Origin of the sequence: Cryobacterium adonitolivorans, from assembly GCF_004402695.1 — a bacterium.
Taxonomy (GTDB): Bacteria; Actinomycetota; Actinomycetes; order Actinomycetales; family Microbacteriaceae; genus Cryobacterium; species Cryobacterium adonitolivorans.
Genome location: NZ_SOFL01000050.1, coordinates 1 through 24,679 on the forward strand (window position 1 = coordinate 1; position 24,679 = coordinate 24,679).

At 69.0% G+C, this 24,679-nt stretch carries 24 protein-coding genes and 1 pseudogene; 18 read left to right on the plus strand and 7 right to left on the minus strand.

Annotation, left to right across the window (positions count from 1 at the left end; all coding sequences use genetic code 11):
• Both E3O42_RS15365 and E3O42_RS15370 read right to left on the minus strand, forming a co-directional pair.
• Positions 1–370: pseudogene (locus tag E3O42_RS15365) on the minus strand (hypothetical protein); the annotation flags it as partial.
• 146 nt (positions 371–516) lie between these two features.
• A complete protein-coding gene (locus E3O42_RS15370; protein ID WP_134454780.1) occupies positions 517–1,014 on the minus strand; it encodes a hypothetical protein in 498 nt (165 codons plus the stop codon).
• Positions 1,015–1,157: 143 nt separating this feature from the next.
• On the opposite strand from E3O42_RS15370, the gene E3O42_RS15375 reads away from it, so the two are divergent.
• Positions 1,158–1,934, plus strand: a complete 777-nt coding sequence (locus E3O42_RS15375) for a lysophospholipid acyltransferase family protein (protein ID WP_134454781.1) — start codon at positions 1,158–1,160, stop codon at positions 1,932–1,934.
• Between the two features lie 48 nt (positions 1,935–1,982).
• On the opposite strand, the gene E3O42_RS15380 is transcribed toward E3O42_RS15375, so the two are convergent.
• On the minus strand, positions 1,983–2,549 hold the full coding sequence (locus tag E3O42_RS15380; RefSeq protein ID WP_134454782.1) for a flavin reductase family protein: 567 nt from the start codon (positions 2,547–2,549) through the stop codon (positions 1,983–1,985).
• A gap of 70 nt (positions 2,550–2,619) precedes the next feature.
• Between E3O42_RS15380 and hisD the strand changes: the two genes are divergently transcribed.
• From hisD to E3O42_RS15395, 3 genes are read left to right on the plus strand one after another with little or no spacing between them, the layout of a single operon-like run.
• Positions 2,620–3,939: a histidinol dehydrogenase gene (gene hisD / locus E3O42_RS15385; RefSeq protein ID WP_134454783.1), complete on the plus strand. Its 1,320-nt coding sequence runs from the start codon at positions 2,620–2,622 to the stop codon at positions 3,937–3,939.
• Between the two features lie 13 nt (positions 3,940–3,952).
• Positions 3,953–4,438, plus strand: coding sequence for a transcriptional regulator NrdR (nrdR, locus tag E3O42_RS15390; protein WP_134454784.1), 486 nt, complete (start codon positions 3,953–3,955; stop codon positions 4,436–4,438).
• A 2-nt stretch (positions 4,439–4,440) separates the two neighbouring features.
• Positions 4,441–5,496 carry a quinone-dependent dihydroorotate dehydrogenase gene (locus E3O42_RS15395; RefSeq protein WP_134454785.1) on the plus strand — a complete coding sequence of 352 codons (1,056 nt, stop codon included), beginning with the start codon at positions 4,441–4,443 and terminating at the stop codon, positions 5,494–5,496.
• A gap of 46 nt (positions 5,497–5,542) precedes the next feature.
• Here the strand turns inward: E3O42_RS15395 and E3O42_RS15400 are convergent, their stop codons facing one another.
• Positions 5,543–6,592 (minus strand): App1 family protein, encoded by a 1,050-nt coding sequence (locus E3O42_RS15400; protein WP_134454786.1) that lies wholly within the window; start codon positions 6,590–6,592, stop codon positions 5,543–5,545.
• A 218-nt stretch (positions 6,593–6,810) separates the two neighbouring features.
• On the opposite strand from E3O42_RS15400, the gene E3O42_RS15405 reads away from it, so the two are divergent.
• The 5 genes from E3O42_RS15405 to E3O42_RS15425 all read left to right on the plus strand — a co-directional run bounded on the left by E3O42_RS15405 (position 6,811) and on the right by E3O42_RS15425 (position 10,842).
• Entirely contained in the window at positions 6,811–7,467 is a 657-nt protein-coding gene (locus E3O42_RS15405) for a TetR/AcrR family transcriptional regulator (RefSeq protein WP_134454787.1), read from the plus strand.
• 159 nt (positions 7,468–7,626) lie between these two features.
• Positions 7,627–8,460, plus strand: a complete 834-nt coding sequence (locus tag E3O42_RS15410; RefSeq protein WP_134454788.1) for an ABC transporter ATP-binding protein — start codon at positions 7,627–7,629, stop codon at positions 8,458–8,460.
• A complete protein-coding gene (locus E3O42_RS15415) occupies positions 8,457–9,134 on the plus strand; it encodes an ABC transporter permease (RefSeq protein WP_134454789.1) in 678 nt (225 codons plus the stop codon). The genes E3O42_RS15410 and E3O42_RS15415 overlap by 4 nt, the downstream gene beginning before the upstream one ends.
• Positions 9,131–9,877 (plus strand): ABC transporter permease, encoded by a 747-nt coding sequence (locus E3O42_RS15420; RefSeq protein ID WP_134454790.1) that lies wholly within the window; start codon positions 9,131–9,133, stop codon positions 9,875–9,877. Before E3O42_RS15415 ends, E3O42_RS15420 begins: the two co-directional genes overlap by 4 nt.
• A 41-nt stretch (positions 9,878–9,918) precedes the next feature.
• Positions 9,919–10,842, plus strand: a complete 924-nt coding sequence (locus E3O42_RS15425) for an ABC transporter substrate-binding protein (RefSeq protein ID WP_134454791.1) — start codon at positions 9,919–9,921, stop codon at positions 10,840–10,842.
• Between the two features lie 68 nt (positions 10,843–10,910).
• Here the strand turns inward: E3O42_RS15425 and E3O42_RS15430 are convergent, their stop codons facing one another.
• Positions 10,911–11,864: a M56 family metallopeptidase gene (locus tag E3O42_RS15430; RefSeq protein ID WP_134454792.1), complete on the minus strand. Its 954-nt coding sequence runs from the start codon at positions 11,862–11,864 to the stop codon at positions 10,911–10,913.
• A 53-nt stretch (positions 11,865–11,917) separates the two neighbouring features.
• Positions 11,918–12,298, minus strand: a complete 381-nt coding sequence (locus tag E3O42_RS15435) for a BlaI/MecI/CopY family transcriptional regulator (RefSeq protein ID WP_134454793.1) — start codon at positions 12,296–12,298, stop codon at positions 11,918–11,920.
• 91 nt (positions 12,299–12,389) lie between these two features.
• Between E3O42_RS15435 and E3O42_RS15440 the strand changes: the two genes are divergently transcribed.
• The 4 genes from E3O42_RS15440 to cydC are packed head-to-tail and all read left to right on the plus strand — an operon-like array spanning position 12,390 to position 18,212.
• Positions 12,390–13,799 carry a cytochrome ubiquinol oxidase subunit I gene (locus tag E3O42_RS15440; RefSeq protein WP_134454794.1) on the plus strand — a complete coding sequence of 470 codons (1,410 nt, stop codon included), beginning with the start codon at positions 12,390–12,392 and terminating at the stop codon, positions 13,797–13,799.
• Positions 13,800–13,808: 9 nt separating this feature from the next.
• Positions 13,809–14,813, plus strand: coding sequence for a cytochrome d ubiquinol oxidase subunit II (gene cydB, locus E3O42_RS15445; RefSeq protein WP_134454795.1), 1,005 nt, complete (start codon positions 13,809–13,811; stop codon positions 14,811–14,813).
• 5 nt (positions 14,814–14,818) lie between these two features.
• Positions 14,819–16,468: a thiol reductant ABC exporter subunit CydD gene (gene cydD, locus E3O42_RS15450; RefSeq protein WP_134454796.1), complete on the plus strand. Its 1,650-nt coding sequence runs from the start codon at positions 14,819–14,821 to the stop codon at positions 16,466–16,468.
• Positions 16,461–18,212: a thiol reductant ABC exporter subunit CydC gene (gene cydC / locus E3O42_RS15455; RefSeq protein ID WP_134454797.1), complete on the plus strand. Its 1,752-nt coding sequence runs from the start codon at positions 16,461–16,463 to the stop codon at positions 18,210–18,212. The genes cydD and cydC overlap by 8 nt, the downstream gene beginning before the upstream one ends.
• On the opposite strand, the gene E3O42_RS15460 is transcribed toward cydC, so the two are convergent.
• A complete protein-coding gene (locus E3O42_RS15460) occupies positions 18,184–18,837 on the minus strand; it encodes a DedA family protein (protein WP_134454798.1) in 654 nt (217 codons plus the stop codon). The genes cydC and E3O42_RS15460 overlap by 29 nt on opposite strands.
• A gap of 109 nt (positions 18,838–18,946) precedes the next feature.
• On the opposite strand from E3O42_RS15460, the gene E3O42_RS15465 reads away from it, so the two are divergent.
• The 5 genes from E3O42_RS15465 to E3O42_RS15485 all read left to right on the plus strand — a co-directional run.
• On the plus strand, positions 18,947–19,318 hold the full coding sequence (locus tag E3O42_RS15465) for a hypothetical protein (protein WP_134454799.1): 372 nt from the start codon (positions 18,947–18,949) through the stop codon (positions 19,316–19,318).
• 47 nt (positions 19,319–19,365) lie between these two features.
• The gene (locus tag E3O42_RS15470) at positions 19,366–20,901 is read left to right on the plus strand and encodes an anthranilate synthase component I family protein (RefSeq protein WP_241984868.1); all 1,536 of its coding nucleotides are present in this window, start codon (positions 19,366–19,368) and stop codon (positions 20,899–20,901) included.
• A 58-nt stretch (positions 20,902–20,959) separates the two neighbouring features.
• Positions 20,960–23,572 (plus strand): leucine--tRNA ligase, encoded by a 2,613-nt coding sequence (gene leuS, locus E3O42_RS15475; protein WP_134454800.1) that lies wholly within the window; start codon positions 20,960–20,962, stop codon positions 23,570–23,572.
• Between the two features lie 99 nt (positions 23,573–23,671).
• Positions 23,672–24,478 (plus strand): ComEA family DNA-binding protein, encoded by an 807-nt coding sequence (locus E3O42_RS15480; protein ID WP_134454801.1) that lies wholly within the window; start codon positions 23,672–23,674, stop codon positions 24,476–24,478.
• The coding region (locus E3O42_RS15485; protein WP_198414158.1) for a hypothetical protein at positions 24,475–24,679 on the plus strand (205 nt) is incomplete at its 3' end. The genes E3O42_RS15480 and E3O42_RS15485, both read left to right, overlap by 4 nt.

Below are 24,679 nucleotides of genomic sequence, written 5' to 3' on the forward strand. Positions count from 1 at the left end.
GGGTGGCCGCATTCACGTCGGCCAGCCGGATGCTTTCCGGGTTGCCGTGCAGGCGGGAGGAGACCTGCGGGTCCTCACTCCAACCCTGCAGATCGACAAGGAACTCGGCTTGCCGGGCCTGCGCGTGCGCGATGACGCGGGCCTGGGCCGCGATCAGTTCAGTGCGGCGGGCCAGCTCCGAGCAGACCAACTCGTCCAGGGTCGGGTCGGGGATGTAAGGCTTCAAAGCGGTGGGTTCGGTTGGGGTGGGCTGGGTTGGCCCGGCTTCGGCCGGGTCGACACGGGAGGGGGTGGATCCAGGTGGAGCGGGCTCCGGAGAGTAGTCGTCATCGTCCGGAGCGGGCGGTGGTGCCTGGTCGGGGCTGCTCATAGTGAGANGCTCATAGTGAGATCGTCTCACCTGCCACTGACACTGCACCCGCCCGCGGACGCATCCGGGCCAAGACATCCGCGAGCCGTGAGAAAAGCCCCACAAATCGCGAAATTCTGGTGCTTAGCTCACAGTTCGCGAGGGGGCTAGCGGCGGATTTCCACCATCAGAACCCAGGCGTCGAGCATCGAGCCGATGACGGTGAGAACTACCCCGGCCGCGACCAGATAGACGCCGCCGGAGGCGCCGCTGGCGATGAGGAGCAGGGCACCCAAGACGAAGGGAAGCAGCTGAATGGCGGCGAGCGGCACGTAGAGCGCGAGGGAGTATCGCGGTGTCGCACTGTGCCGAGTTCGGTGGCCCAGGGACACCGCGTGCAGCGCGACCGCCGGCGCGACGGCGACGAGCACCTCGACGCCCAGGAGCGGACCGGGCTGCCCGGGCACCAGAAGCAGGCCGCAGGTCACCACCACCAGTACCAGGGAGCCGACGGCGGCCGCGGCCCGGGCCGGCAGACCGGGGAGTGCGAGGATCTCCCGGATGTTCACCGAGATAGCCACCATGACCAGGCCCGCCAGCGCCGCGGCGGCACCCGCCATCGCCACGGCAAAGTCACTCCAGCCTGTCGTCACTGTGCCGCCCATCGTCGCCTTCGCTCGGATGCCCACACGATAGCGCGACCGCCCAGATTGTCATCGGCGCACCGGCGCCCGCACCATCACGGGCCCGGGACCAAAAACCTCCCTGCGACCAGCGTGTTGACAGCCAGTGGCCCTACGCTGGGATCATGAGAAGGCGCAGCGGGGAACCGATCTACAGCACGGCGATCGCAGCGGGTCGCACAGTCTTCGGCCTCTTCAGGGTGCGGCCCGGGGTGACGGGTCTCACCAACCTGCCGGACGCCGGCGGGGCCGTCCTGGCCATCACCCACTTCGGCTATGCGGACTTCGCCCTCGTCGAGTGGATGACCTGGCGAAAGAATCGCCGCCACATCCGCTTCATGGCAAAAAAGGGCGCGTTCGACAAGCCCGTCGTCGGCTGGCTGTTGCGGGGGATGCAACACATCAACGTCGACATGACGGCCGGGGCCCAGGCCTACGCCGACGCGGTGCGGGCGCTCAATGCCGGCGAACTCGTCGGGGTGTTTCCCGAGGGTGGCGTGAACGCGTCGTTCACCGTCCGCGACCTCAAGACCGGTGCCGCACGGATGGCGATGGAAGCCAGGGTGCCCATCGTGCCCATCGCCGTCTGGGGCGGCCACCGGCTGCTGACGAAGAACCACAAGCCGTCCCTGGGCGAGGCCTACCGCACTCCGGTCACCTTCGCGGTCGGCACTCCGGTGCGCGTGGGCGCGGAGGACGACCCGCAGCAGGTCACCGATCGTCTGCACGGCGTGCTGCAGAAACTCGTCGACGGCCTGCAGGCGCGCTACCCGGAACCGGGAGCCGGCCGCTGGTGGCAGCCCGCCCATCTGGGCGGAACCGCGCCCACCCCGGCGGAAGCCGCCGCAACGGAAGCGGAACGACAGCGACGCAAGGCCGCCGCCAGGACCGCTGCCGGCTAGACCGGAGCGCGCCGCGGGACGGCGTTGGCCATCGGCGGGATTTTCAGGCTAGAGCGTTTCGCCCAACGCCCGGTACTGGCGTTCGTGGTAGATCAGCGCCTCATCGTCATCGCCGAGCCCGCCGCCCTCGATCTGCACGACGACGACAGCCGAATTGTGCACGGTCACGCGCTCCACGATCCGACCGACCATCCACGACGTCACGTTGTTGAGGATGGGCAGCCCGAACGGCCCCACCCGCCAATGGTCGCCGACGAAGCGCTCGATGTTGGGTCCGGCCAGCCGCTCGGCCAGGGCGCGGTTGCGCAGCCCGAGCAGGTGGATGACCACGCGCTCGGTCTCGTTGATGGCCGGCCAGGAGCTGGCTGACTTCGCCATGTTGAAGGTCGCCAGGGGCGGTACTGCAGACATCGAGGCCAGGGACGTCGCGGTGAATCCGACGGGCCGACCCTGCGGGTCCAGCGCCGTCACGACCGCGACACCGGCCGCGTGACGGCGGAACGCGTTCTTGAACGCGGCGAGGTCGCCAGGGGCGTGCGGGTCGGTGTCGAGGGCCGGGGGACGGGGGAGACCTGCCGGTGGGAGAGCTGCCGGTGCGGTGATGCGCTCGTTCATAGTGGTGCCAATCGTTTCACTAATCAGCCTATTCCCGTGCGGGCGCCGTTCTTGGATAAGCTGGGAGGACATGATCCAGACGATTGACCTTCGAGGAACGCGGCCTGCTCCGGCCGAACTTTTGGCCTCGGTGCCCCGGGCGCTCACCAGCGTCACCGTCGCCAGCGACGTCGCCGCCGAACTGATCGATGACGTGCGCGCCCGCGGCGAGCTGGCCCTGCTCGACCAGGCTGAACGCCTCGACAGGGTGCGCCCCGAGCACGTGCGTGTTCCGGCCTCCCACGTCGCCGAGGCCCTCGCGGCCCTCGACCCGGATGTCCGCATCGCGATCGAGGAGACCATCCGCCGGGTGCGACTGGCCAGTGCCGCACAGGTGCCGCCGCTGGTGACCACCACCATCGCCGAGGGCGCCGAGATCGTGCAGCGCTGGCGCCCCGTGCAGCGCGTCGGCCTCTACGTGCCGGGCGGCAAGGCCGTCTACCCGTCGAGCGTGGTGATGAACGTGGTGCCCGCCCAGGTGGCCGGGGTCACCTCCATCGCCCTCGCCTCCCCGCCGCAGAGCCACTTCGACGGGCGGGTGCACCCCACCATCCTCGCCGTCGCCGGCCTCCTCGGCGTCGACGAGATCTACGCCATGGGCGGGGCCGGTGCCGTGGGCGCCTTCGCCTACGGCGTTCCCGGCCTCGGCCTGGACCCCGTGCAGCTGGTCACCGGTCCCGGCAACGTCTACGTCGCCGCCGCCAAGCGTCTCGTGCGCGGCGTCACCGGCATCGACTCCGAAGCCGGACCGACCGACATCCTCGTGATCGCCGACGCCGCGGCCGACCCCGCCTTCGTCGCCGCCGACCTGGTCAGCCAGGCCGAGCACGACGAACTCGCCGCCGCCGTGCTGGTCACGGACTCCGCCGAGCTCGCCGCCGCCGTCGAAGCGCTCCTGGACGACCTGGCCACCACGACCACGCACGGCGAGCGGGTCACCGCGTCGCTGGGCGGCAGCCAATCGGCCATCGTGCTGGTGGACGACCTCGAGCAGGCCGCCGCGTTCAGCAACGCCTTCGGCCCTGAGCACCTCGAGATCCAGACCGAAGACCCCGACGCGGTCCTCGGCCAGATCGACAACGCCGGCGCCATCTTCCTGGGCCCGTACGCGCCGGTCAGCCTCGGCGACTACGCCGCCGGTTCCAACCACGTGCTGCCCACCGGGGGACAGGCACGGTTCTCCGCGGCCCTCGGCGCCTACACCTTCCTGCGCCCACAGCAGGTCGTGCGGTACTCCCGGGAGGGCCTCGCCGGCGTGGCCGACCACATCCTGGCCCTGTCCGCTGCGGAGGCGCTGCCCGCCCACGGTGACGCCGTCAGTGCGCGATTCACCAAACCAGCGGAACTGTAGGCTCGGAGGCACAATGTATTGCCCGTTCTGTCGCCACCCTGATTCCCGTGTCATCGACTCTCGCACCAGCGACGACGGGCTCTCGATCCGCCGCCGCCGGCAGTGCCCGGAGTGTGGGCGCCGGTTCAGCACCACCGAAACCGCCAGCCTGAACATCATCAAGCGCAGCGGCGTGGTCGAACCTTTCAGCCGGGAGAAGATCGTCTCCGGCGTGCGCAAGGCCTGCCAGGGCCGCCCGGTCACCGACTCGGACCTGGCCATGCTCGCGCAGAAGGTCGAGGAGACCATCCGCCAGACCGGTGCGTCCCAGATCGAGGCCAACGACATCGGCCTGGCCATCCTGGCCCCGCTGCGCGACCTCGACGAGGTGGCCTACCTGCGTTTCGCCAGCGTCTACCAGGCGTTCGATTCGCTGGAAGACTTCGAGAGTGCGATCGGCCAGCTGCGCACCGAGCACGCGGCCGCCGCGACGGAATCCGACCCCGAACCCGAACGGTAGCCGTGTACCACGCCCTCTTCAAGCTCGTGCTCACCCGGATCGACCCCGAGCAGGCGCATCACCTGGCCTTCGAGGTCATCCGGTGGCTGCCGCGCCTGGGCCTCGGCCCGCTCGCGCACAGGTTCACCCGCCCGCGCACCGACATCGGGGTCGACACCCTCGGGCTGCACTTCGACTCGCCGTTCGGCGTTGCCGCCGGGTTCGACAAAGACGGCCACGCCGTCATTGGGCTCGGTCGGCTCGGCTTCGGCCACGTCGAGGTCGGCACTCTCACGGCCATCGCCCAGCCCGGCAACCCCAAACCGCGGCTGTTCCGTCTCGTAACCGACCGCGCCGTCATCAACCGGATGGGCTTCAACAACGGCGGTGCCGAGGCGGCTGTCGCGCGCCTGGGCGAGGTTCGCCGCACCCCCAACCGTCCGGTCCTGGGCATCAACATCGGCAAGAGCCGGGTCACGGCTGTCGAAGACGCCACAGCCGACTACCTGGTCAGCACGGTCGCCCTGGCTCCTCTCGCGGACTACCTGGTGGTCAATGTGAGCTCGCCCAATACCCCTGGCCTGCGCGGCCTGCAGGAGCTCGACCAGCTCGCCCCGCTGTTGCGGGCGGTGCAGGACCGGGCCGGCGACACCCCGCTACTGGTCAAGATCGCACCTGACCTCACCGACGACGAAGTGACCCGCATCGCCGGCCTGACTGTGGAACTCGGCCTGGACGGCATCATCGCCACCAACACCACCATCAGCCGGGAGAACCTGCTGACCGACCCGGCCGTCGTGGCCGCGGCCGGCGCAGGCGGGCTATCCGGAGCGCCGCTGAATGACCGGTCTCTTGCCGTGCTGCGCCTCATTCGGGCCACCGTGCCGGCGGAGTTGTGCGTCATCTCGGTCGGCGGAGTCGAGACCGCACAGCAGGTCGCCGAGCGTCTCGAGGCCGGCGCCACCCTGGTGCAGGGCTACACGGGCTTCCTCTACCGCGGACCGCTCTGGGCTCGCCAGATCAACCGCGGCCTCGACCGGCTGCTCGCCGGGCGCGGCACCGCCCCGGTCCTCTCCTAACCGGCAGCCCGGTACAGGGGGGACGTCTGCCCGCCGTGCCCGCCGGTCATTCGATCGGGCCGGGCGCTCCGGGATCCTCGAGGAGGCCCAGGTCGGCCAGCTGGGCCGCCAGGCTCGCACCGTCGGGTCCGTAGACCCAGAGCGCATCCGGCTTGGCCTCTGCGGCGTCCTTGGCCCTGCGGCCGGCCAGCACGGCCTCGCTCGGTGACAGCCGGCGGATGGCGACCGCGGCGACGCACTGCGGGAAATCCTGCTGGAATTCGCTGTAGATCGCTTCGTCGTGCTGCCCATCGTCGCCGATCAGGACCCATTTCATGTCGGGGAATTCGTGCGCCAGCCTGCGCAAGTTGTCGCGCTTGTGCTCCCGGCCGCTCCGGAACAGCCGGTCGTGCGTGGGCCCCCAATCCGTGAGCAGCAGTGCTCCGGCCGGGTAGAGGTTGCGGGAGAGGAATCGGCTGAGCGTCGGCGCGACATTCCAGGCACCGGTGGACAGGTAGATCACGGGAGCTCCCGTTGTCGCGTCGGCGAGGCGGTCCAGCAGCACGGCCATGCCCGGCGTCGGCACTCGAGCGTGCTCGTCGAGGACGAAGGTGTTCCATGCGGCCAGGAGCGGGCGGGGCAGGGTGGTGACCATGACGGTGTCGTCGACGTCGGAGATGATGCCGGTGCGCACATCGGGGGCGACCACAAAGACCGGCGCGTCGACGCTGGCGGACGCGTGCGTGTGCAACTTGGCGGTGTGCCAGCCCGGCTCCAGGTCGACCTGCATCACGGTGTCGACGACTCCGCCACGGTCGGCCTGCACCCTGTGCGCCTTGCCGCCGATGTCGATGGTGACCGTCACGTCGTTGACCGGCACGCTCGTGAAGCTCCGCCAGCCACGGATGCTCGCGTCGCGCTTTTCGTTTCGACGACGTTTGCTGGTGGTGCCGGTGGATTTCACGGGCTTGGCCAGCAGGACTCGGCACAGAATCCGTACGCGCTCCGTCGTGCCATAGCCGGTATACGGGATGACGATCGGCAGGTGTCCGCGCCGACGGGCGAACTTCTCCCGCTTGTCGTGTAACCAATCCTCGATCCGTGCTGCTCGGTGCATTAAGCGCGCAGGGTCCAGGGGCGTGGAGGGTGTGGCGGGGGACTTTGACACACCTCAGTCTCTCATGCGCCGCGGTGCCGTTCGCGACAGCCGGGGGGCTGGATTGCGCCTCGGCGACCCGCCCGGGGCCGGTGCTCCCGCTCCATTTGGGGGGTGTGTTCGGTGTCTGCGTGTCAGCCGGGGCCCCTAAGATTGTGACGTATATTCAAGGAGGCCACGTGGCGCTGATCGACCTATTCGGTGAAGACTTTGTCGCACAGGGACGGCAGATCCGCACCGAGCCCATCCAGCAGCGCAGCGCCGCCCGGCTGACCGCACTTTTGGACGCCGCCGCTGAGGTCGTCGACGAAGTCGGATTCGACCGCATCACGACGGCCATGGTCGCTGAGCGTGCTGGAGCCTCAATCGGCACCGTGTACCGCTACTACCCTGATCGCGTCGCCGTCCTCGAGGGACTGCGCGAGCGGGCGGTGCTGCGCTTCCGGCAGCGTGTCGCCGACCTGCTCAAGGAAACCCAGCCCGGAACCTGGTGGGAAGCCGTCGACTGCGGGATCTCGGCCTTCGTCGAGCTGTATCGCGCCGAGCCCGGATTCCGCATCCTGCACTTCGCCGATCGTGAACGCGCCCAGTCCAGCGTGCCGGACCAACTGGACTCGGGGTTCTTCGCCAACCAGATCGCGGGCGTCCTGTCGGAGGAATTCGGCCTGTCCGGCGGCCCCGACCTGATCTTCCGACTCGAAGTTGCCGTCGAAATGGCCGACTCTCTGCTGTCACGCGCCTTCACCTGGAACACCGAGGGTGATGAACGCTTCATCGCCGAGTGCCGACGCATCATGCACGACTACCTCGTCGGCTACTACGGTCCGGACGCCTAACCGGAGCCGTCGCCTCTGGCACTGATGACCCGCACCGCAATCCGCTTTGGATCTGGCTCCGAAGAATGGTTGGCTAGTCATCCGCACTTGCCCGCTTCCGTCGCCCCGCATCCGCGGAAGCGACGGACGTCAAGCCCGCATTCAGGATTGAGCCCCGCCATGATCGAGTTCCGTTCAGTCAGTAAGCGCTTCCCCGACGGCACCCTCGCAGTACAGGACTTCAGCCTGGTCCTGCCCTCTCACAAGACGACTGTGCTCGTCGGGTCCTCCGGATCGGGCAAAACCACTCTGCTGCGGATGATCAACCGCATGGTGGACCCGACCAGCGGGTCGGTCGCGATCGACGGGGAGGACATCGCCACGCTGCCCCCGGTGAAGCTGCGCCGCGGAATCGGCTACGTCATGCAGAACTCCGGGCTGTTGCCGCACCGCACGGTTCTCGACAACGTCGCCACCGTGCCGTTGTTGCGCGGCACGCCCAAGCGTCAGGCCAGGGCGGATGCCCTAGTGTTGCTCGACACCGTCGGCCTGGACCGCGCGTTGGCAGACCGTTACCCGGGCCAGCTCTCCGGAGGCCAGCAGCAGCGGGTCGGCGTGGCTCGCGGGCTGGCCGTCGACCCGAACATCCTGCTGATGGACGAACCATTCGGGGCCGTGGACCCCATCGTCCGCGCCGAGCTCCAACAAGAGTTGGTGCGGCTGCAGAAGGACCTGGACAAGACTGTTGTCTTCGTCACCCACGACATCGAGGAGGCGTTCCTCCTCGGCGACCAGATCGTCATCCTGCGCGAGGGTGGCCGGATTGCCCAGGTCGGCTCGCCGGCCGATTTGCTGGCGCGGCCGGCCGACGACTTCGTCGCCAGCTTCGTCGGCGCTGATCGTGGCCGACGGGTTCTGCACGTCGAACGCCACGGCGCCGAGGACGTTGTGGTCGACAGCGACGGACGTCTGGCCGGGGTTCTGAACGGGAACCCCGCCGAAGGCGACCGATGACCTGGGTGCTGGCCAACCTCGGCCTGATCTGGGCACGCACCCTCGACCACGTGGTGTTGAGCCTGCCGCCGATCGTGCTCTGTTTCCTGATCGCCCTCCCGCTGGGCTGGCTCGCGCGCCGGTACCGGATCAGCCGGGGGATCATCCTCACCGGCGCCGGCCTGCTCTACGCCGTGCCCTCCTTGCCCTTGTTCTTCGTGCTTCCCGCCGTGATCGGAACCGGGCTGCGCTCCCCGCTGAACGTGATCATCGCGCTCACCCTGTACGGGGTCGCGCTGATGGTGCGGGTGGTGTCAGACGGCCTTGATTCCGTGGATGCCGACGTGCGCCAGTCCGCTTCGGCCGTGGGCTACTCGGCCTGGTCGCGGTTCTGGCAGGTTGAACTGCCGCTGTCAGGGCCGGTGCTGCTCGCCGGCCTGCGGGTCGTCGCCGTGAGCACCGTCAGCCTCGTCACGGTGGGGGCCGTGATCGGGGTGCAGAGCCTGGGCAGCCTGTTCACCGACGGGTTCCAGCGTGGGATCCAGGCCGAGATCATCGCCGGGCTCGTCGTGACGGTGGGGCTGGCGCTGGTCTTCGACGGCGGATTGGTGCTCGCCGGGCGTGTACTGATGCCCTGGAACCGTCGTGCGGCACCGAGCAAGCCGAACGTGCCCGTCGAGCTGAGGGCGACATGAACCTCTTCGCCGACGCCGTCAACTGGATCCTCGAGCCGGCCAACTACGTCGGGAGCAACGCCATCCCGCTGCGGCTGGCGCAGCACCTCGTTTTCACCCTGGTCACCCTGGTGATGGCCTCGGCGATCGCGATCCCGCTGGGCTACCTGATCGGTCACACCGGCCGCGGCCGTGGCCTCGCGGTGACCACGTCCGGCGGCCTCAGGGCCATCCCGACTCTGGGCCTGCTCACCCTCGTTGCCCTCTGGGTGGGAATCGGCGTGGTGGCCCCTTACGTGGCCCTCACCGTCCTCGCGATCCCGCCGATCCTGGCCGGCGCGTACACGGGATTCGAAGCGATCGATCGGCGCACCGTCGACGCGGCCCGTGCCGTGGGCATGTCCGAACTCCAGATCGTGCAGAAGGTCGAGGTGCCCCTTGGCCTGCCCCTGTTGATCGGTGGGTTGCGCTCTGCCACCCTGCAGGTGATCGCAACCGCAACGCTGGCGGCCTACGTGGCCGACCTGGGGCTGGGCCGCTACCTGTTCGCCGGGTTGAAAACCCGCGACTATGCGGAAATGCTTGGCGGGTCGATGCTCGTGATCCTGCTGGCATTGGCGCTGGAGGGAATCTTTGCGCTGATCCAACGGTTTGTCGTACCACGTGGAGTCTCCGGACGCGTGGGCGGCCGGGCGCCCGGCACGACCGACAGCACCCCCGTTTCCCATTCGCTTCGCACCGAGGACCCCACGGTCGCCCGGTGACACATCTACCGAAACATCGGTACCTGAGGAAGGACAACAGCATGTTCACAATCACACGAGGCCGGCTCGCGCTTGTCAGCGCGGTCGCGGTTGGGGCTGTCGTAGCCCTTGCAGGGTGTGCGTCCGGAGATCCCCTGGACGAGGGAGGGAGTTCGGCGGGATCCGAGACGCTGGTCATCGGATCGCAGGACTACTACTCCAACGAGATCATCGCGGAGATCTACGCGCAGGCGCTGGAGGACGGCGGCTTCACTGTCGACCGCCAGTTCCGCATCGGCCAGCGGGAGGCATACCTCCCCGAGATCGAATCCGGCGCCCTCGACGTATTCCCCGAGTACACCGGCAGCCTGCTGCAGGCCCTTGACGCCGATGCCCCCGGCGGCACCGCCGACGAGGTCTACACGGCTCTGGAAGCCGCCCTGCCCGCTGGACTGACCGTGCTCGACCGGGCCGACGCCAGCGACCAGAACTCCTGGACCGTCACCCAGGCGTTCGCGGACACCTACGGCCTGACCGACATCGCCTCGCTGACCAAGGTAACCGAACCGATCACCGTCGGCGGCAACTCCGAGCTTGAAACCCGTCCGTACGGACCGACAGCCCTCAAAGAGAAGTACGGCATCGAGATCGCCGGCTTCACGCCTGTCGAGGACAGCGGCGGACCGTTGACGGTCAAGGCGCTCGTCGACAAGAAGATCCAGTTGGCGAACGTCTACACGGCGGATCCCAACATCGCCTCGAACGACCTCATCGCCCTCGACGACCCCGATGGCCTGTTCCTGCCCGACAACGTCGTGCCCGTCGTCTCCGACAAGGTCGACGACTCGGCCGCCGAGATCCTGAACGCCGTCAGCGCCGCATTGGATGCCGACACCCTCGTGGCGCTGAACGCCCTGAGCGTGAACGACCAGGCCGCCGCCGACACCATCGCCACGGACTGGCTGACCGAACAAGGGCTGATCTAAGCACCCTGCCGCGCGTCACCACCGGCCCCGTTCACGCGACGGGGCCGTTGGTGTGTCCGGGCCCCCGCTCAGGTGGTGACGATCAGCAGCACGGGCAGCAGGAGCAAGCCTGCCGTTGCGGCAAGCACCAGGGTGCGGCCGACCGATCCCAGTGCCGGAACGGTGCCCAGCAGGCGGCTCACCCGCGGACCGACGAGGTCGGCGGAGGATGTGTCGTCGAGTCCGCCGGAGGCCGCCCGCGGCGACTGGGTGCCGGAGACCTCCGCCAGGTGGGCGGTGCCCACGAGTGCGATCGCCCGAGCCAGCGTGCGGTCATCGACCTCCTGCCTGGCCTGGTCGTCGGCCATCATCTCCACGAGGAGGGCGACCGCGTTCTCGGCCCGGTTGGCGATGGGGAACCAGCGCAGGGCGCTGTGCCAGGACTTGAACGCCAGCAACACCACGTGGTGTTGCTGCCGCAGATGGGCACGCTCATGTGCCACCACGCCACGCAGCTGGTCGGCATCCAGCAGCTGCAGCAGGCCCCGGGACAACACCGTGGCCGACCGGGTGCCGCCCGGCAGGCAGTAGGCGATCGGCGCGGCATGGTCGATGACCCTGGTGCCCTCATTGTCGAAGGGCAGCGGGTCGCTGAGCAGCCCGATCAGGGTGTGGTGGCGGCGGCGCTGCCGCTCGGCTCGGATGAACGTGGCGCTGAGGTTGAGCAATAGGTGCGCACAGAGGATCAGCGCCAGGCAGAGCGCCATCACGCCCGCCAGGGTAGCGCCGGCAGGCAGGGTGCCCGCCACGACGTGCCCGGCGAGCGCGACGAGGGCCGACCCCGGGGTGGCTCCGAACGGGATCAGGCCGAAGACCAGCAGCGAGCCGATCATCGAGATGCCGCCGGCCAGCGCGATCGACTGCCACAGGGCGAGGGCCAGGCCTGGCGCGCGAGGCGGCCAGTCCGCCCCGGCGAGCAGGATGGGGACGGGCCAGGCCAGGAGAACGGCCAGCGCCATCAGGGCCAAAGCGGTGTTGAGCATGCGACGCTACCTGACCAGGACTGAGGGGCTCGTGCCGAAGAGGACGGCCATCGTCATTCCGGCGACGGGCCGATGCTCTCGAGCAGGGCACGCAGGGTCTGGGCCTCCTGCGGGCTGACGTTGCCGATGAACCGGGCCAGGGTTGCCGTGCGGTCGCTCGTCGTGCCGAGGACCTCGTGCATGAGCTCGGCGGTGTGCTGAGCGCGGGAGCTCACTGCCGTGTACCCGTGCGGCCGGCTGTCGCGGTCGCGGGTGACGAAGCCCTTGCTCTCCAGCCGGGACAGCACGGTGAGCACCGTCGTCGTGGCGAGGGGCTTCGCGCCGGCAGCCTCGGGGTCGAGCAGGGCGTCGCGCAGTTCGTTGGCGGTCAGGGGAGCGTCGGCAGACCAGAGCAGGTCCATCAACATTCTCTCGAGCACGCCCAGACTTCCCATACTGGAACTTTATCAAGCGAAACGGCTCTTTCTACCGAACGTAGAATAGTAGTCTTCTACGACACGTAGAAAACCAGTTCCTGGAGGGCATATGAACGAGTGGCTTGATCCGTTACTCCTGTCGCGCTGGCAGTTCGGCTTGACGACGGTCTACCACTTCCTGTTTGTGCCGCTGACCATCGGCCTGGTCACGACGGTGGCGATCTTCCAGACCGCCTGGTACCGCACAAATAAGGCCAAGTACCTCCAGCTCACCCACTTCTTCGGCAAGATCTTCCTGATCAACTTCGCCATGGGCGTGGTGACGGGCATCGTGCAGGAGTTCCAATTCGGCATGAACTGGTCGGACTACTCCCGGTTCGTCGGCGACGTCTTCGGCGCCCCGCTGGCCTTCGAGGGCATCACCGCCTTCTTCCTTGAAGCCACCTTCATCGGCCTGTGGATCTTCGGCTGGGACAAACTCCCCAAGGGCCTGCATTTGGCCACCATCTGGCTGACCACGGTGGGCAGTATCGCGTCGGCGTACTTCATCATCGCCGCCAACGCCTTCATGCAGAACCCTGTCGCCTACCAGATCAACGCGGAAAAGGGTCGGGCCGAGCTCACCAGCATCGGCGAGCTGCTGACCAACCCGATCGCCCTGGCGGCGTTCCCGCACACGATCTTCGCCTGCTTCATGGTCTCCGCCGGCCTGATCATCTCGGTGGCCGCCTGGCACCTCTCCCGCAACCAGCACCTCGAGACCATGCGGCCCGCCCTCAAGTTCGGCCTGTGGATGATGGTCATCTCCGGTGCCCTCACGACCCTGATGGGTGACCAGCTGAGCCTGGCGATGGTGGCGGCGCAGCCGATGAAGATGGCCGCGGCCGAGGCCATGTACAACACGGCCTCGGGCGCCGACGCCTCGTTCTCGATCTTCACCCTCGGCACCCCGGACGGCGTCAGCGAACTCTTCTCCATCCGCATCCCGTACCTGCTGTCGTTCCTGTCCACGCACACCTTCGACGGCACAGTGGAGGGAATCAACAACCTCCAGGAGCAGTACGTGCAGCTCTACGGTCCCGGCGACTACGCCCCGATCATCTGGGTCACCTACTGGTCGTTCCGGTGGATGATCGGCCTGGGCATCGCGCACATCCTCGTCGCCGTCGCCGGCCTGTGGGTGACCCGCAAGGGCAAGAGCCCCCGCACCTGGATCTGGAAGATCGCGATCTGGTCGTTCCCGATGTCACTGCTGGCCATGAGCGTCGGCTGGGTCTTCACCGAGATGGGCCGGCAACCCTGGCTGGTCTTCGGCCTCCTCAAAACCTCGGACGGTGTCTCGCCTAACGTGAGCGGGCTGGAGATCCTCATCTCCCTCATCGCCTTCACCCTCCTGTACGGCGCCCTCGCGGTGGTGGAATTCCGCCTGATCCTCAAGGCCGTGCAGAAGGGACCGGACGACGTTCCGGTGCCCGACCCGGTGTCCGGCGAAATCAAGCACACGACCACGGTCTACTAGGAGCTCACAATGGAACTCAATATCCTGTGGTTCTGGATCATCGCCGCGATGTTCATCGGCTATTTCGTCCTCGACGGGTTCGACTTCGGGGTGGGCATGTCGCTGCCGTTCCTCGGCAAGGACGACACCGACCGCCGCGTCCTGATCAACACCATCGGCCCGGTCTGGGACCTCAATGAGACCTGGGTGATCGTGGCCGGAGCCTCGCTCTTCGCCGCGTTCCCCGAGTGGTACGCGACGATGTTCAGCGGCTTCTACCTGGCCCTGTTGCTCATCCTGCTGGCCCTGATCGCCCGAGGCGTGTCGTTCGAGTACCGCCACCAGCGGCCCGAGCTGAAGTGGAAGAAGTCGTTCGACACCATGATCGTGGTCGGGTCGGCCGTGCCCGCCCTACTCTGGGGCGTCGCCTTCGGCAACGTTGTCCGCGGCGTGCCGCTGGATGAGAACTTCAACTACATCGGCAGCTTCTTCGACCTGCTGAACCCCTACGCGCTGCTTGCCGGCCTCACCACGCTGCTGCTCTTCTTCACGCACGGCGTGATCTTCGTCTCCACCAAGACCGAGGGCGACATCCGGGTGCGGGCCCGCGCCCTGGCTATCAGGTCGGGGCTCGTCACCATCGTGGTCGCAGCCTCCTTCCTGGTCTGGACCACGCTGGCCTACGGAACACTCGCCTCCGGCATCCTCGCCGCCGTCGCGGCCGTCGCCCTGATCACCGCGTACCTGGCCAACCTGCGCGGCAACGAGCGCACCGCGTTCGGCCTGATGGCCGTCACCATCGGTTTCGCCGTGCTGACCCTGTTCGCGTCGCTGTTCCCGGACGTGATGCCCGCCAGCAACGACGTGGCCAACAGCCTCACCATCGAGAACGCCTCATCGACCCCGTACACCTTGCAGGTGATGAGCTGGACAGCGCTGATCGCGGCCCCCGTGATCCTGGGCTATCAGGGCTGGACTTACTGGGTGTTCCGCAAACGGATCAGCCGGTCCCACATCGAAGCCGCCGTACACTAAACGGGATGCGTCCACTCGATCCACGGCTCCTCACCCACGCCTCCGCCGCGCGTTGGTTCCTCCTCGTCGGTGCGGTCCTCGGCCTGGCCCAGACCCTCACCGTCGTCGCCTTCGCGTGGCTGCTGAGCCAGAGCATCACCCTCGCGGTGGATGGTGGCTCCTTCGAGTCGCTGCGCACCACCGTGGCCGCGCTGGCCGCTGTGGTGGTCGTGCGCGCCGTGCTCGTCTGGCTGCTCGAGGTCGCCGCCAACCGGGGCGCCGCTGCCGTGAAGAGTCAGCTGCGCGCCGCGGTCCTGGCCAGGCTCGCCGAGCGCGGGCCGGACTGGCTGGCCGGCCAACAGGGCGCCAGGGTCGCCACCGTGATCACCAGCGGACTGGACGCGCTCGACAACTACTTCGCCAGGTACCTGCCGCAGCTGTTGCTCACGGCGATCGCCACACCGATCCTGGTCCTGGTCATGCTGTGGCAGGATCCGGCCAGCGGCATCACCGTCATCATCGTGCTCCCGTTCATCCCGATCTTCATGATCCTGATCGGGCAGGCCACCCAGGCCGTGCAACGCCAGCAGTGGGATGCGCTGCAGAGGCTGTCATCGGGATTCCTCGACGTCGTCGGGGGACTGGCCACCCTCAAGATCTTCGGCCGGGACCGCCGCCAGGCGGCGCGCCTGGCCGAGCTCACCGACGAATACCGCGGCCGCACCATGACGGTGCTGCGGGTGTCGTTCCTCAGCGGCTTCGTCCTCGAACTCGCTGGCAGCCTCTCCGTGGCGCTGATCGCCGTGTCGATCGGACTGCGGCTGGTGGAGGGATCGCTGCTGCTGGGCGTCGGACTGTTCGTCCTGCTTCTGGCTCCTGAGGCATTTCTGCCGTTGCGCCAGGTCGGGGCCCAGTTCCACGCCGCTGCCGACGGCCTCGCCGCGGCCGAAGAGGTCTTCACAATCCTCGACGACGAGCAGCCGAACCGGCCGGTGCCGGCCGCTTCCGCCGGGGGAGCGCCCTCGGCGCGCACCGCGCCGCCGGCCCGGCTCCGCTTCGACTCGGTGACCATCCGCCGGGGTGAGACCACCCCCATCGACGGGTTCAGCCAGGATTTCGCTGCCGGCCGGCTCACCGTGCTCAGCGGGCCGAGCGGGGTCGGCAAATCGACCCTGATCGGCGCACTGCAGGGCTTCGTGCCCTTCGACGGAACACTGTTTCTCGGCACCGACGCTGTGGCGGTCGACGACGACCGCGGCTGGCTGGCCTGGGCCGGCCAACGCCCCGGACTTTTCTCCGGCAGCGTCTCCGGCAACGTCGCCCTGGGGGCGAGCGTCATCGACGAGGCCCTGGTGACGACGGCCTTGCACTGGGCGGGCGCCGGCGATCTCGATCCGGCCCACCGCCTCGGCGTCAACGGTGCTGGGCTCTCCGGCGGGCAATCCCAGCGTGTCGCCGCCGCGCGAGCCATCTACCGCTGCCTGGCCGTGGACTGCCCGGTCCTCGTGCTCGACGAGCCCAGCTCCGCCCTCGACGAGGACGCAGAGGCAGCACTCATCGGAGGCCTTCGCAGACTGACCGACCAGGGCCGCATCGTCATCGTCGTCAGCCACCGTCCGGCCTTCGTCGCCGCAGCCGACGCCGTCGTGCGCCTGAATGAGGTCGCCCATGTCTGAGTCGCGCTCCAGCCGCACCACCTGGCGGCCCTCACCGGCTGCCCGGGCGGTGCTCGGACTCGCCCAACCACCCGCCAGGCGCAGCCTGCCCAGCCTTGCGGCCGGTGTGGTCAGCGCGGCGAGCGCCGTTGCTCTCCTGGCCTGCTCGGCCTGGCTCATCACCCGCGCTGCCGAAATGCCGCCCATCATGTTCCTGGGCATGGGGGTCGTCGGCGTGCGCGCCTTCGCCCTCTCCCGGGCGGCGTTCCGTTACCTGGAGCGACTGACCAGCCACGATGCCGCGTTTCGCCAGCTTGGGGCCCTCCGGCTGGGCATCTTCGCCCGGCTGGTGCCCCTCGCTCCGGCCGGCCTGACCGGCACCAGACGCGGTGACCTGCTCACCCGACTCGTTCGGGACGTCGACGACCTGCAGGACCTGCCCCTGCGCGTCGTACAGCCCCTCGCCACCTCCGGCCTGGTGGCGGTTCTCAGCGTGGTCGGAGTCTGGCTGGTCCTGCCGGCGGCGGGGCTCACTCTGGCGCTGTGCCTGATCGTTGCCGGCGTCGTCGGCACCCTCGTGTCGGTGGCGTTGTCGGCCCGCTCCGAACGTGCCCTGGCGCCACTGCGCGGCGCCCTGGCCGACGAGGTGCTCGAGGTCGTCGAAAACCTCGACGTGCTCACGGCGTTCGGCGCTCTCGAGGCGCGACTGGACACCCTTAGGGCCGTCGAGGACCGGCTGCGCACGGCCGCCCTGCGGAGATCCACCGGAGCCGGAGTGCAGGCGGCCGTGATCTCGCTCTGCGCCGGAGCCGCAACGGTGCTCGCCCTCCTCGCGGCGATCCCGGCGCTGGGCACCGGCGGGTTCTCCGGTCCGGCCCTCGCCGTCGTCGTTCTGGTGCCGATGGCCGTGTTCGAGGTCTTCGCGATGATCCCTCCGGCACTCAGCGCCTGGCGCCAGGTCCGCTCCAGCGCGGAACGGGTGGCGACGGCGGTGCCGGAGCGGATACCCGCCGAGATCCCCGCTGATTCCGCCCCGGGCGACGCGGCGGCCCCCATCGACCTGCCGGCCGGCGGCCCCGTAGTCGAACTCACCGGGCTCGGCGCCAGCTGGCCGGGCGCTGAGCATCCGGCGCTGTCCGGGGTGACCCTGACCCTGGCCGCCGGCGACCGCGTGCATCTCGCCGGTGCCAGCGGCGCCGGCAAGACCACCCTGGCACAGGCCCTCGTACGCTTCCTCGACTACACGGGGTCGTACCGCCTCAACGGCGTTGAGGCCAGGGAGCTGGCCCCGGCCGATGTGCGGCGAGTCGTCGGGCTATGCGAGCAACGGCCCTGGCTGTTCGACGACACCGTTCGGCAGAACCTGCTCTTCGCCAGGGACACCGCCACCGACGACGACCTCCTCGGCGTGCTCGAGCGGGTCGGCCTGTCCGACTGGGTCCGCAGGCGCGGCGGCCTGGACGCCCGGGTAGGCGAGCGCGGCGCGCTCGTCTCCGGCGGCCAGGCCCAACGGATCGCCCTGGCCAGGGCGCTGCTCGCGGACTTCCCGGTCCTCATCGTCGACGAGCCGACCGCCAACGTGGACACCGGGCTCGGCGACGCACTCGTGCACGACATCCTGTCGGCGTCGGCAGCCGCCGGGCGGGCCGTGCTGCTCATCTCGCACACGCCGGTTCCCGCCGAGCTGATCACGCGCACGCTGACCCTCACCGCCGGGTCCGGACTCCGGCGGGAGCCTATTCCGGGGGAAACTCCCGCTCGATGAACCGAGCTTCCCGCCGCTTCAGCCACCGCTTGACGACCACCACGACGACGCCGAACGCCGCGATCGCCCCGACGAAGAGGTACCCGGCAAAGTGCAGCTGATCTGAAACGCTGCGGTAGCCCTCGGCCGCCGCAGTGCCGACGCTCACATAGGCCAGGGTCCAGAGCACACAGGCGGGCACCGTCCAGGTCAGGAAGGTTCGGTACCGCATGGTGCTCATGCCGACGGTGAGCGGGATGATCGAGTGCAACACCGGCAGGTACCGCGAGAGGAACACGGCGATACCGCCCCGCCGGGCCAGATAACGCTCGGCAGCGGCCCAGTGCTTCTCACCGATCCGCCGGCCCAGCCAGCTGCGCCGGATCCAGGGGCCGAACCGGCGGCCCAGGTAAAAGCCGATGCTCTCGCCCGCCAGGGCACCCAGGATGACCGCCAGCACCAGCGCGATGTACTCGACCGGGCCCTCCACCGCGGTGCTGGCCACGATCACGATGGTGTCGCCGGGAACGACCAATCCGATCAGCACCGAGGTCTCCAGGAGCATTCCCACACCCGCAAGCACCGTGCGCACGACGGGGTCGACGGCGCTCACGGCGTCCAGGATCCAGTTGAGTACGTCGTTCACCTCGCCAGCCTAAAGCGTGTCTGCGAACTCGTGTTGTGCGCCGTGTCGGCGGTGCTGGCCCGTGTTCTGGGCTCTGGTGCCGACCGGCCGGGTCGCGCGACACTGGACGGTGACCAGATTCGGGAATCCCGGCGGGTCCCGGTACGTGACCAACGGGTTCCAATCACGCCAGGCACGGCACCTACTGTGGGCCGTCCCTGTGGTCATCCTCGTCTGCCTGCCGGCATCCGTACTGGCCGGAATATCGTGGTGCGGGATCAGTGGCTGCAGCGGCGGCGGCTACGGGCTCGACACGAGTGACGCCGGACTCGCGATCCAAGCCTGCATCTTCGCCGCCGTGGTCATGACCATCCCCTTCGCGCTCATCCCGTGGCTGAAGCCGCGCACTGTGAGGATCGTTCTCGCCCTCCCGATCGGCACCCTGTGGGGACTCCTCATGGCCGTTGTCACCCACGGCATCTTCCCGTGGCAGATCGGCTGACCCGCTCATCCCGCGTTCCGCCCCCGGCCGCGCCCTAGGCTGGACGGGTGCCGACCACCCCCAGCGTCCCCGACCGGGGCTTCCCGGTGCATTCAGGGGCGCCGCATTCGGCCATGCTCTCGCACTGGCTCGACCCGGCCGACGCCTTCGACGCGCTGTGCGCGGAGTCACCGTACGCCGTCTGGCTCGATGCCGGTGCCGGGGCGACCACCGGGACGAGCTACCTCGCCGACGCGCACCACGGCTCACGGTTTGCCACGGCGTCGGCCCGCGCCGGCACCGTGACCTGTTTCCGGCCGCTGGACCCCGCCACCGCACCGGTCACGACGGTCGGCACCATCTTCGACTTCCTCCGCTTCGAAGCCGGGAGCACCGGAGGGTCCGGGTCCGCGCCGGGACCGGACGCCCAGGCGGAGGTCGGCTTCCGGCTCGGCTGGGTGGGCTGGTTCGGTTACGGGCTGGCAGCTTCGGCGGACGGGTGCAATGGTGCGCAGGACGGTGAGGCGCCCGATGCCGCGCTGCTCTTCGTCGACCGCGTCATCGCGTTCGACCATGCTGCCCGCACCGTCACCCTGCTCGCCCGTGCCGGGGCGGGGGAGTCCGGGGCCGACATTGAGGCCTGGCTGGTCGACACCGCCCGTCGTCTCGACGCGCGGCTGCGCGGCGGGCCGGCCGAAGCCGCCCGGCCCGCCCGGCCGCACGCATCCGCCGGGCCGCCCGAGGTACGCTGGCGGCACGACGCCGGGCAGTACACCCGGCTGATCGACGCCTGCCAGGAGCGCATCGCGGCCGGCGACGCCTACCAGCTCTGCCTCACGAACGAGGTCACCGTGGCCGGCCGCTTCGACCCCGTCGAGGTGTACCGCACGCTGCGCGCCGGGAGCCCGAGCCACCACGGTGGTTTGCTCAGGTTTGGCGCGCATGCGCTGCTGAGCGCCTCGCCGGAGGAATTCCTCTCCGTGAGCCCCCGCGGGCGGATGCGTACCCGTCCCATCAAGGGCACTAGGCCCCGGTCACCCGACCCGGCGACCGACCGGATGCTGCGCGCGGAGCTGCTCGCCAGCGACAAGGAGCGGGCGGAGAACCTCATGATCGTCGACCTCATGCGCAACGACCTGGGCCGCGTCGCCGCACTCGGCTCGGTCGCCGTGACGTCGCTGCTGCAGGTCGAAAGCTACCCGCACGTGCATCAGCTGGTCAGCACGGTCGAGGCGCGCCTCGCGCCCGGCCTCACCGCCGTCGACGCCATCGAGGCCTGCTTCCCGGCCGGGTCGATGACCGGGGCGCCCAAGGCCAGCGCCATGCACATCCTCCGCACTCTCGAAGGCGGCGACCGCGGCATCTACGCCGGAGCGTTCGGCTACCTCGGCTGGGACGGCGCCGTCGACCTGGCCATGGTCATCCGCAGCATCGTTCTGGGACCGGCCGGCGCGTCGCTCGGGACCGGCGGCGGGATCACCGCGCTCTCGGTACCCGACGAGGAAATCGAGGAGACCCGGATCAAGGCCAGAGCCCTGATCCGTGCCATCCTGGCCTCCGCCGCGGCACCGGACCCGGCAGATGGCCAGGGTTTAGTAACCTAGGAGCTTGGGCGTCGCCGGCGGGGTACATACTCGCTGCGCAGAACGCCACCTCACCACAATGAATGAGAGTCACGTGGCACACGAGCACGACACCATCTCCAACGGCCCCGAGGACGAAGACGGTTACGACTTCGCCGCCATCCAGGCGAAGTGGGCGCCGATCTGGGACGAGCTGGAGCCGTTCCGCACCAGCGACCCCGAGGACACCCGGCCGCGCAAGTACGTGCTGGACATGTTTCCCTACCCGTCGGGCGACCTGCACATGGGCCACGCCGAGGTGTACGCGCTCGGCGACATCGTCGCACGCTATTGGCGCCAGCAGGGCTTCAACGTTCTGCACCCGATCGGCTGGGACTCCTTCGGCCTGCCCGCCGAGAACGCCGCCATCAAGCGCGGCATCGATCCGCGCGGTTGGACCTACGACAACATCGCGCAGCAGAAGAAGAGCATGAAGCTCTACGCGGCATCCTTCGACTGGTCCCGCGAGCTGCACACCAGCGACCCCGAGTACTACAAGTGGAACCAGTGGCTGTTCCTGCAGCTGTACAAGAAGGGCCTGGCCTACCGCAAGGACAGCTGGGTCAATTGGGACCCGATCGACCAGACCGTGCTCGCCAACGAGCAGGTGCTCGCCGACGGCACCAGCGAACGCAGCGGCGCCGTCGTGGTGAAGAAGAAGCTCACCCAGTGGTACTTCAAGATCACCGAATACGCAGACCGGCTGCTCGACGACCTCAACCAGCTCGAGGGCACCTGGCCGGCCAAGGTCCTGAACATGCAGCGCAACTGGATCGGCCGCTCCATCGGCGCCGACGTGGACTTCACCATCGAGGGTCGCGCCGAGCCGGTCAGCGTGTTCACGACACGCCCCGACACCCTCTTCGGAGCCACGTTCATGGTCGTCGCCCCCGACGCCGACCTGGCCGCAGACCTCGTCGCCGACGCGTCACCCGAGGTGAGGGAGCGCTTCGCGGCTTACCTGGTACAGGTGCAAAACAGCACCGAGATCGAACGCCAGGCCACCGACCGGGAGAAGACCGGAGTCTTCCTCGAACGGTACGCGATCAACCCGGCCAACGGCGAGCGCCTGCCGATCTGGGCCGCCGACTACGTGCTGGCCGACTACGGTCACGGCGCCGTGATGTCCGTTCCGGCCCACGACCAGCGTGACCTCGACTTCGCCCTGCGCTTCGACCTGCCGGTGCGCGTCGTCGTGGACACCACAGCGTTGGTCACCGGAGTTATCCCGGTGATCACTCCGGGGATGCTGGACGGCTCCGAAGAACTGCAGCCCCTCGACTCCGACGCCCTCGACCCCGCCCAGACCGGCGTCGCGCTCACCGGCGACGGCCGCCTGGTCAACTCCGGCGCCCTCAACGGCCTCACCAAAGCCAACGCCATCAAGCGGATGATCGAAAAGCTGGTGTCCGACGGCACCGGGCGCGCGGCCAAGAACTACCGGCTGCGCGACTGGCTGATCTCCCGCCAGCGTTATTGGGGCACCCCCATCCCGATCATCCACGGCGAAGACGGCACCGAGATCCCGGTGCCGGAGGACCAGTTGCCGGTGCTGCTGCCGCCCACCGACGGCCTCGACCTCAAGCCAAAGGGCACGTCCCCGCTCGGCGGTGCCACGGACTGGGTGAACGTCGTCAACCCCATCGACGGTACGCCGGCCAAGCGCGACGCGGACACCATGGACACCTTCGTGGACAGCTCCTGGTACTTCCTACGCTTCCTCAACCCCACCGACGACACCAAGGCCTTCGACCCGAAGGAAGCCGACAAGTGGGCACCCGTCGACCAGTACGTCGGAGGTGTCGAGCACGCCATCCTGCACCTGCTCTACGCGCGCTTCATCACCAAGGTGCTCTTCGACCTCGGCTTCATCACCTTCACCGAACCGTTCACGGCGCTGCTGAACCAGGGCATGGTCATCCTCGACGGCGCCAAGATGTCCAAGAGCAAGGGCAACCTGGTCTACTTCACTGAGGAGGTCGACAAGTACGGCGTCGACGCCGTTCGCCTGACCATGGCGTTCGCCGGCCCGCCCGAAGACGACATCGACTGGGCCGATGTGTCCCCGGTCGGTTCGGCAAAGTTCCTGGCGCGCGCCTGGCGCGTCGCCCGTGACGTCACCAGCGCCCGGGATGTGGAATGGAAGACCGGGGACGTGGCCCTGCGCCGGGTCACCCACCGGTTCCTTGCCGACGCACCGTCGCTCATCGAGTCGTTCAAGTTCAACGTCGTCGTGGCGCGCATGATGGAACTCGTCAACGCGACCCGTAAGGTGATCGACACCGGCGCCGGTCCGGCCGATGCCGCCGTGCGCGAAGCTGCCGAGGTCACCGCGATGGCACTGAACCTGTTCTCCCCGTACACGGCGGAAGACATGTGGGAACGCCTCGGCTACGAGCCGTGCGTCGCCCTCGCCCTCTGGCGCAAGCCCGACCGCAGCCTGTTGGTCGCCGAGTCGGTGACCGCCGTGGTGCAGGTCGACGGCAAGGTACGCGACCGCCTCGAGATCTCCCCGAAAATCAGCAACGACGACCTGGAGGCCCTCGCCCGTGCGTCGGCCGCCGCGATCCGCTCCATCGGCGACCGCGAGATCATCAAGGTGATCGTGCGGGCTCCGCGGATGGTGAGCATCGTCACCAAGCCCGCGACGTAAGCCGCACGCCCCGCCTCCACAGGCGGTCCAGGCCCCGCCCCGCGCACAGGTTCCCCTCGAGGGGCCGGTGCACGGGGCGGTGCGTTTTAGCGTGCCGTCATGGCATTCGACCCGTTCAACAGCCTGGCTCCGACGTCGCGCGTGACCTCGGGGCCATCAGGTGCCCCGTCTGGTGGTGCCGGCCGCACCCGTGTGCGTATCGGCGTGGGCGCGGCCATCGTCCTGTTGCTGGCGGCCCTGGGCGTGACGGTCGCCGTGACCGCGATCGGCCAAGTGAGCCACAGCGTGCAGGTCCCGGCGGACTCGGGTGCTGGACCGCTTTCGGCGGAGGGCGCGGGGAGCGCTGCGGGGGAGCCGGTCGCCGGTTCCGCTTCTGACTCCCCGGCGGACACGGCGGACCAGGCGGGCACGGCCGCGCCGGACGGCGCTTCGGCGGCTCCGGGAGTCTTCGTGCACGTGCTGGGCGCCGTCGTTCATCCTGGCCTGTTCGAGGTTCACCAGGGCGCGAGGGTAGTGGACGTCGTTGCGGCCGCCGGCGGGCTGCTGCCCACCGCGGACGAGGCCGGCCTCAACCTGGCCAGGCTCGTCGCCGACGGTGAACAGCTCTACGTTCCGGCCCTCGGCGAGGTCGGTTCCGGCCCGCCAGCTGGGGTGCAGGCCGGGTCCGGTGGCACGGAGAGCACGGCAGGTGCGGCCGGAACCGGAGCCGCAGCGGCCACGGTGAACCTCAACACCGCGACCATGGCAGACCTCGACACCCTGCCGCGCATCGGTCCGGCGATGGCGCAGCGCATCCTCGACTACCGCGCGAAGGAGGGGCGTTTCGCCAGCGTCGAGGACCTGCGCAATGTGACCGGGATCGGCGAGAAGACCTTCGCCGCGCTGAAGGACCTGATCACCGTATGAGCGGCCGGATGGGCGGCACGATGGGCCTGGACCTGCGCCTGGCGCTGCCGGCCGCGGCCTGCTGGGCCTCGGCCGGCGTGCTCGTGGCGTTGCCTGCCTCTGCGGCGGCCGGCGCCGGCCTGCTCGCGGGCGCGGCTCTCGGCCTGATCGTCTCGGCCGTCCTGCTGGGCGGGCCGGCGCGAGCCGCGCCCTCAAGCTCCC

Coding starts and splice junctions, on each gene's coding strand:
- E3O42_RS15370 (WP_134454780.1), bottom strand. CDS start 1,014: ATGGGCGGCACAGTGACGACAGGCTGGAGTGACTTTGCCGTGGCGATG.
- nrdR (WP_134454784.1), top strand. CDS start 3,953: ATGTATTGCCCGTTCTGTCGCCACCCTGATTCCCGTGTCATCGACTCT.
- cydD (WP_134454796.1), top strand. CDS start 14,819: ATGCGTCCACTCGATCCACGGCTCCTCACCCACGCCTCCGCCGCGCGT.
- E3O42_RS15435 (WP_134454793.1), bottom strand. CDS start 12,298: ATGGGAAGTCTGGGCGTGCTCGAGAGAATGTTGATGGACCTGCTCTGG.
- E3O42_RS15375 (WP_134454781.1), top strand. CDS start 1,158: ATGAGAAGGCGCAGCGGGGAACCGATCTACAGCACGGCGATCGCAGCG.
- hisD (WP_134454783.1), top strand. CDS start 2,620: ATGATCCAGACGATTGACCTTCGAGGAACGCGGCCTGCTCCGGCCGAA.
- E3O42_RS15425 (WP_134454791.1), top strand. CDS start 9,919: ATGTTCACAATCACACGAGGCCGGCTCGCGCTTGTCAGCGCGGTCGCG.
- cydC (WP_134454797.1), top strand. CDS start 16,461: ATGTCTGAGTCGCGCTCCAGCCGCACCACCTGGCGGCCCTCACCGGCT.
- E3O42_RS15400 (WP_134454786.1), bottom strand. CDS start 6,592: ATGCACCGAGCAGCACGGATCGAGGATTGGTTACACGACAAGCGGGAG.
- E3O42_RS15410 (WP_134454788.1), top strand. CDS start 7,627: ATGATCGAGTTCCGTTCAGTCAGTAAGCGCTTCCCCGACGGCACCCTC.
- E3O42_RS15420 (WP_134454790.1), top strand. CDS start 9,131: ATGAACCTCTTCGCCGACGCCGTCAACTGGATCCTCGAGCCGGCCAAC.
- leuS (WP_134454800.1), top strand. CDS start 20,960: ATGAATGAGAGTCACGTGGCACACGAGCACGACACCATCTCCAACGGC.
- E3O42_RS15380 (WP_134454782.1), bottom strand. CDS start 2,549: ATGAACGAGCGCATCACCGCACCGGCAGCTCTCCCACCGGCAGGTCTC.
- cydB (WP_134454795.1), top strand. CDS start 13,809: ATGGAACTCAATATCCTGTGGTTCTGGATCATCGCCGCGATGTTCATC.
- E3O42_RS15415 (WP_134454789.1), top strand. CDS start 8,457: ATGACCTGGGTGCTGGCCAACCTCGGCCTGATCTGGGCACGCACCCTC.
- E3O42_RS15440 (WP_134454794.1), top strand. CDS start 12,390: ATGAACGAGTGGCTTGATCCGTTACTCCTGTCGCGCTGGCAGTTCGGC.
- E3O42_RS15430 (WP_134454792.1), bottom strand. CDS start 11,864: ATGCTCAACACCGCTTTGGCCCTGATGGCGCTGGCCGTTCTCCTGGCC.
- E3O42_RS15480 (WP_134454801.1), top strand. CDS start 23,672: ATGGCATTCGACCCGTTCAACAGCCTGGCTCCGACGTCGCGCGTGACC.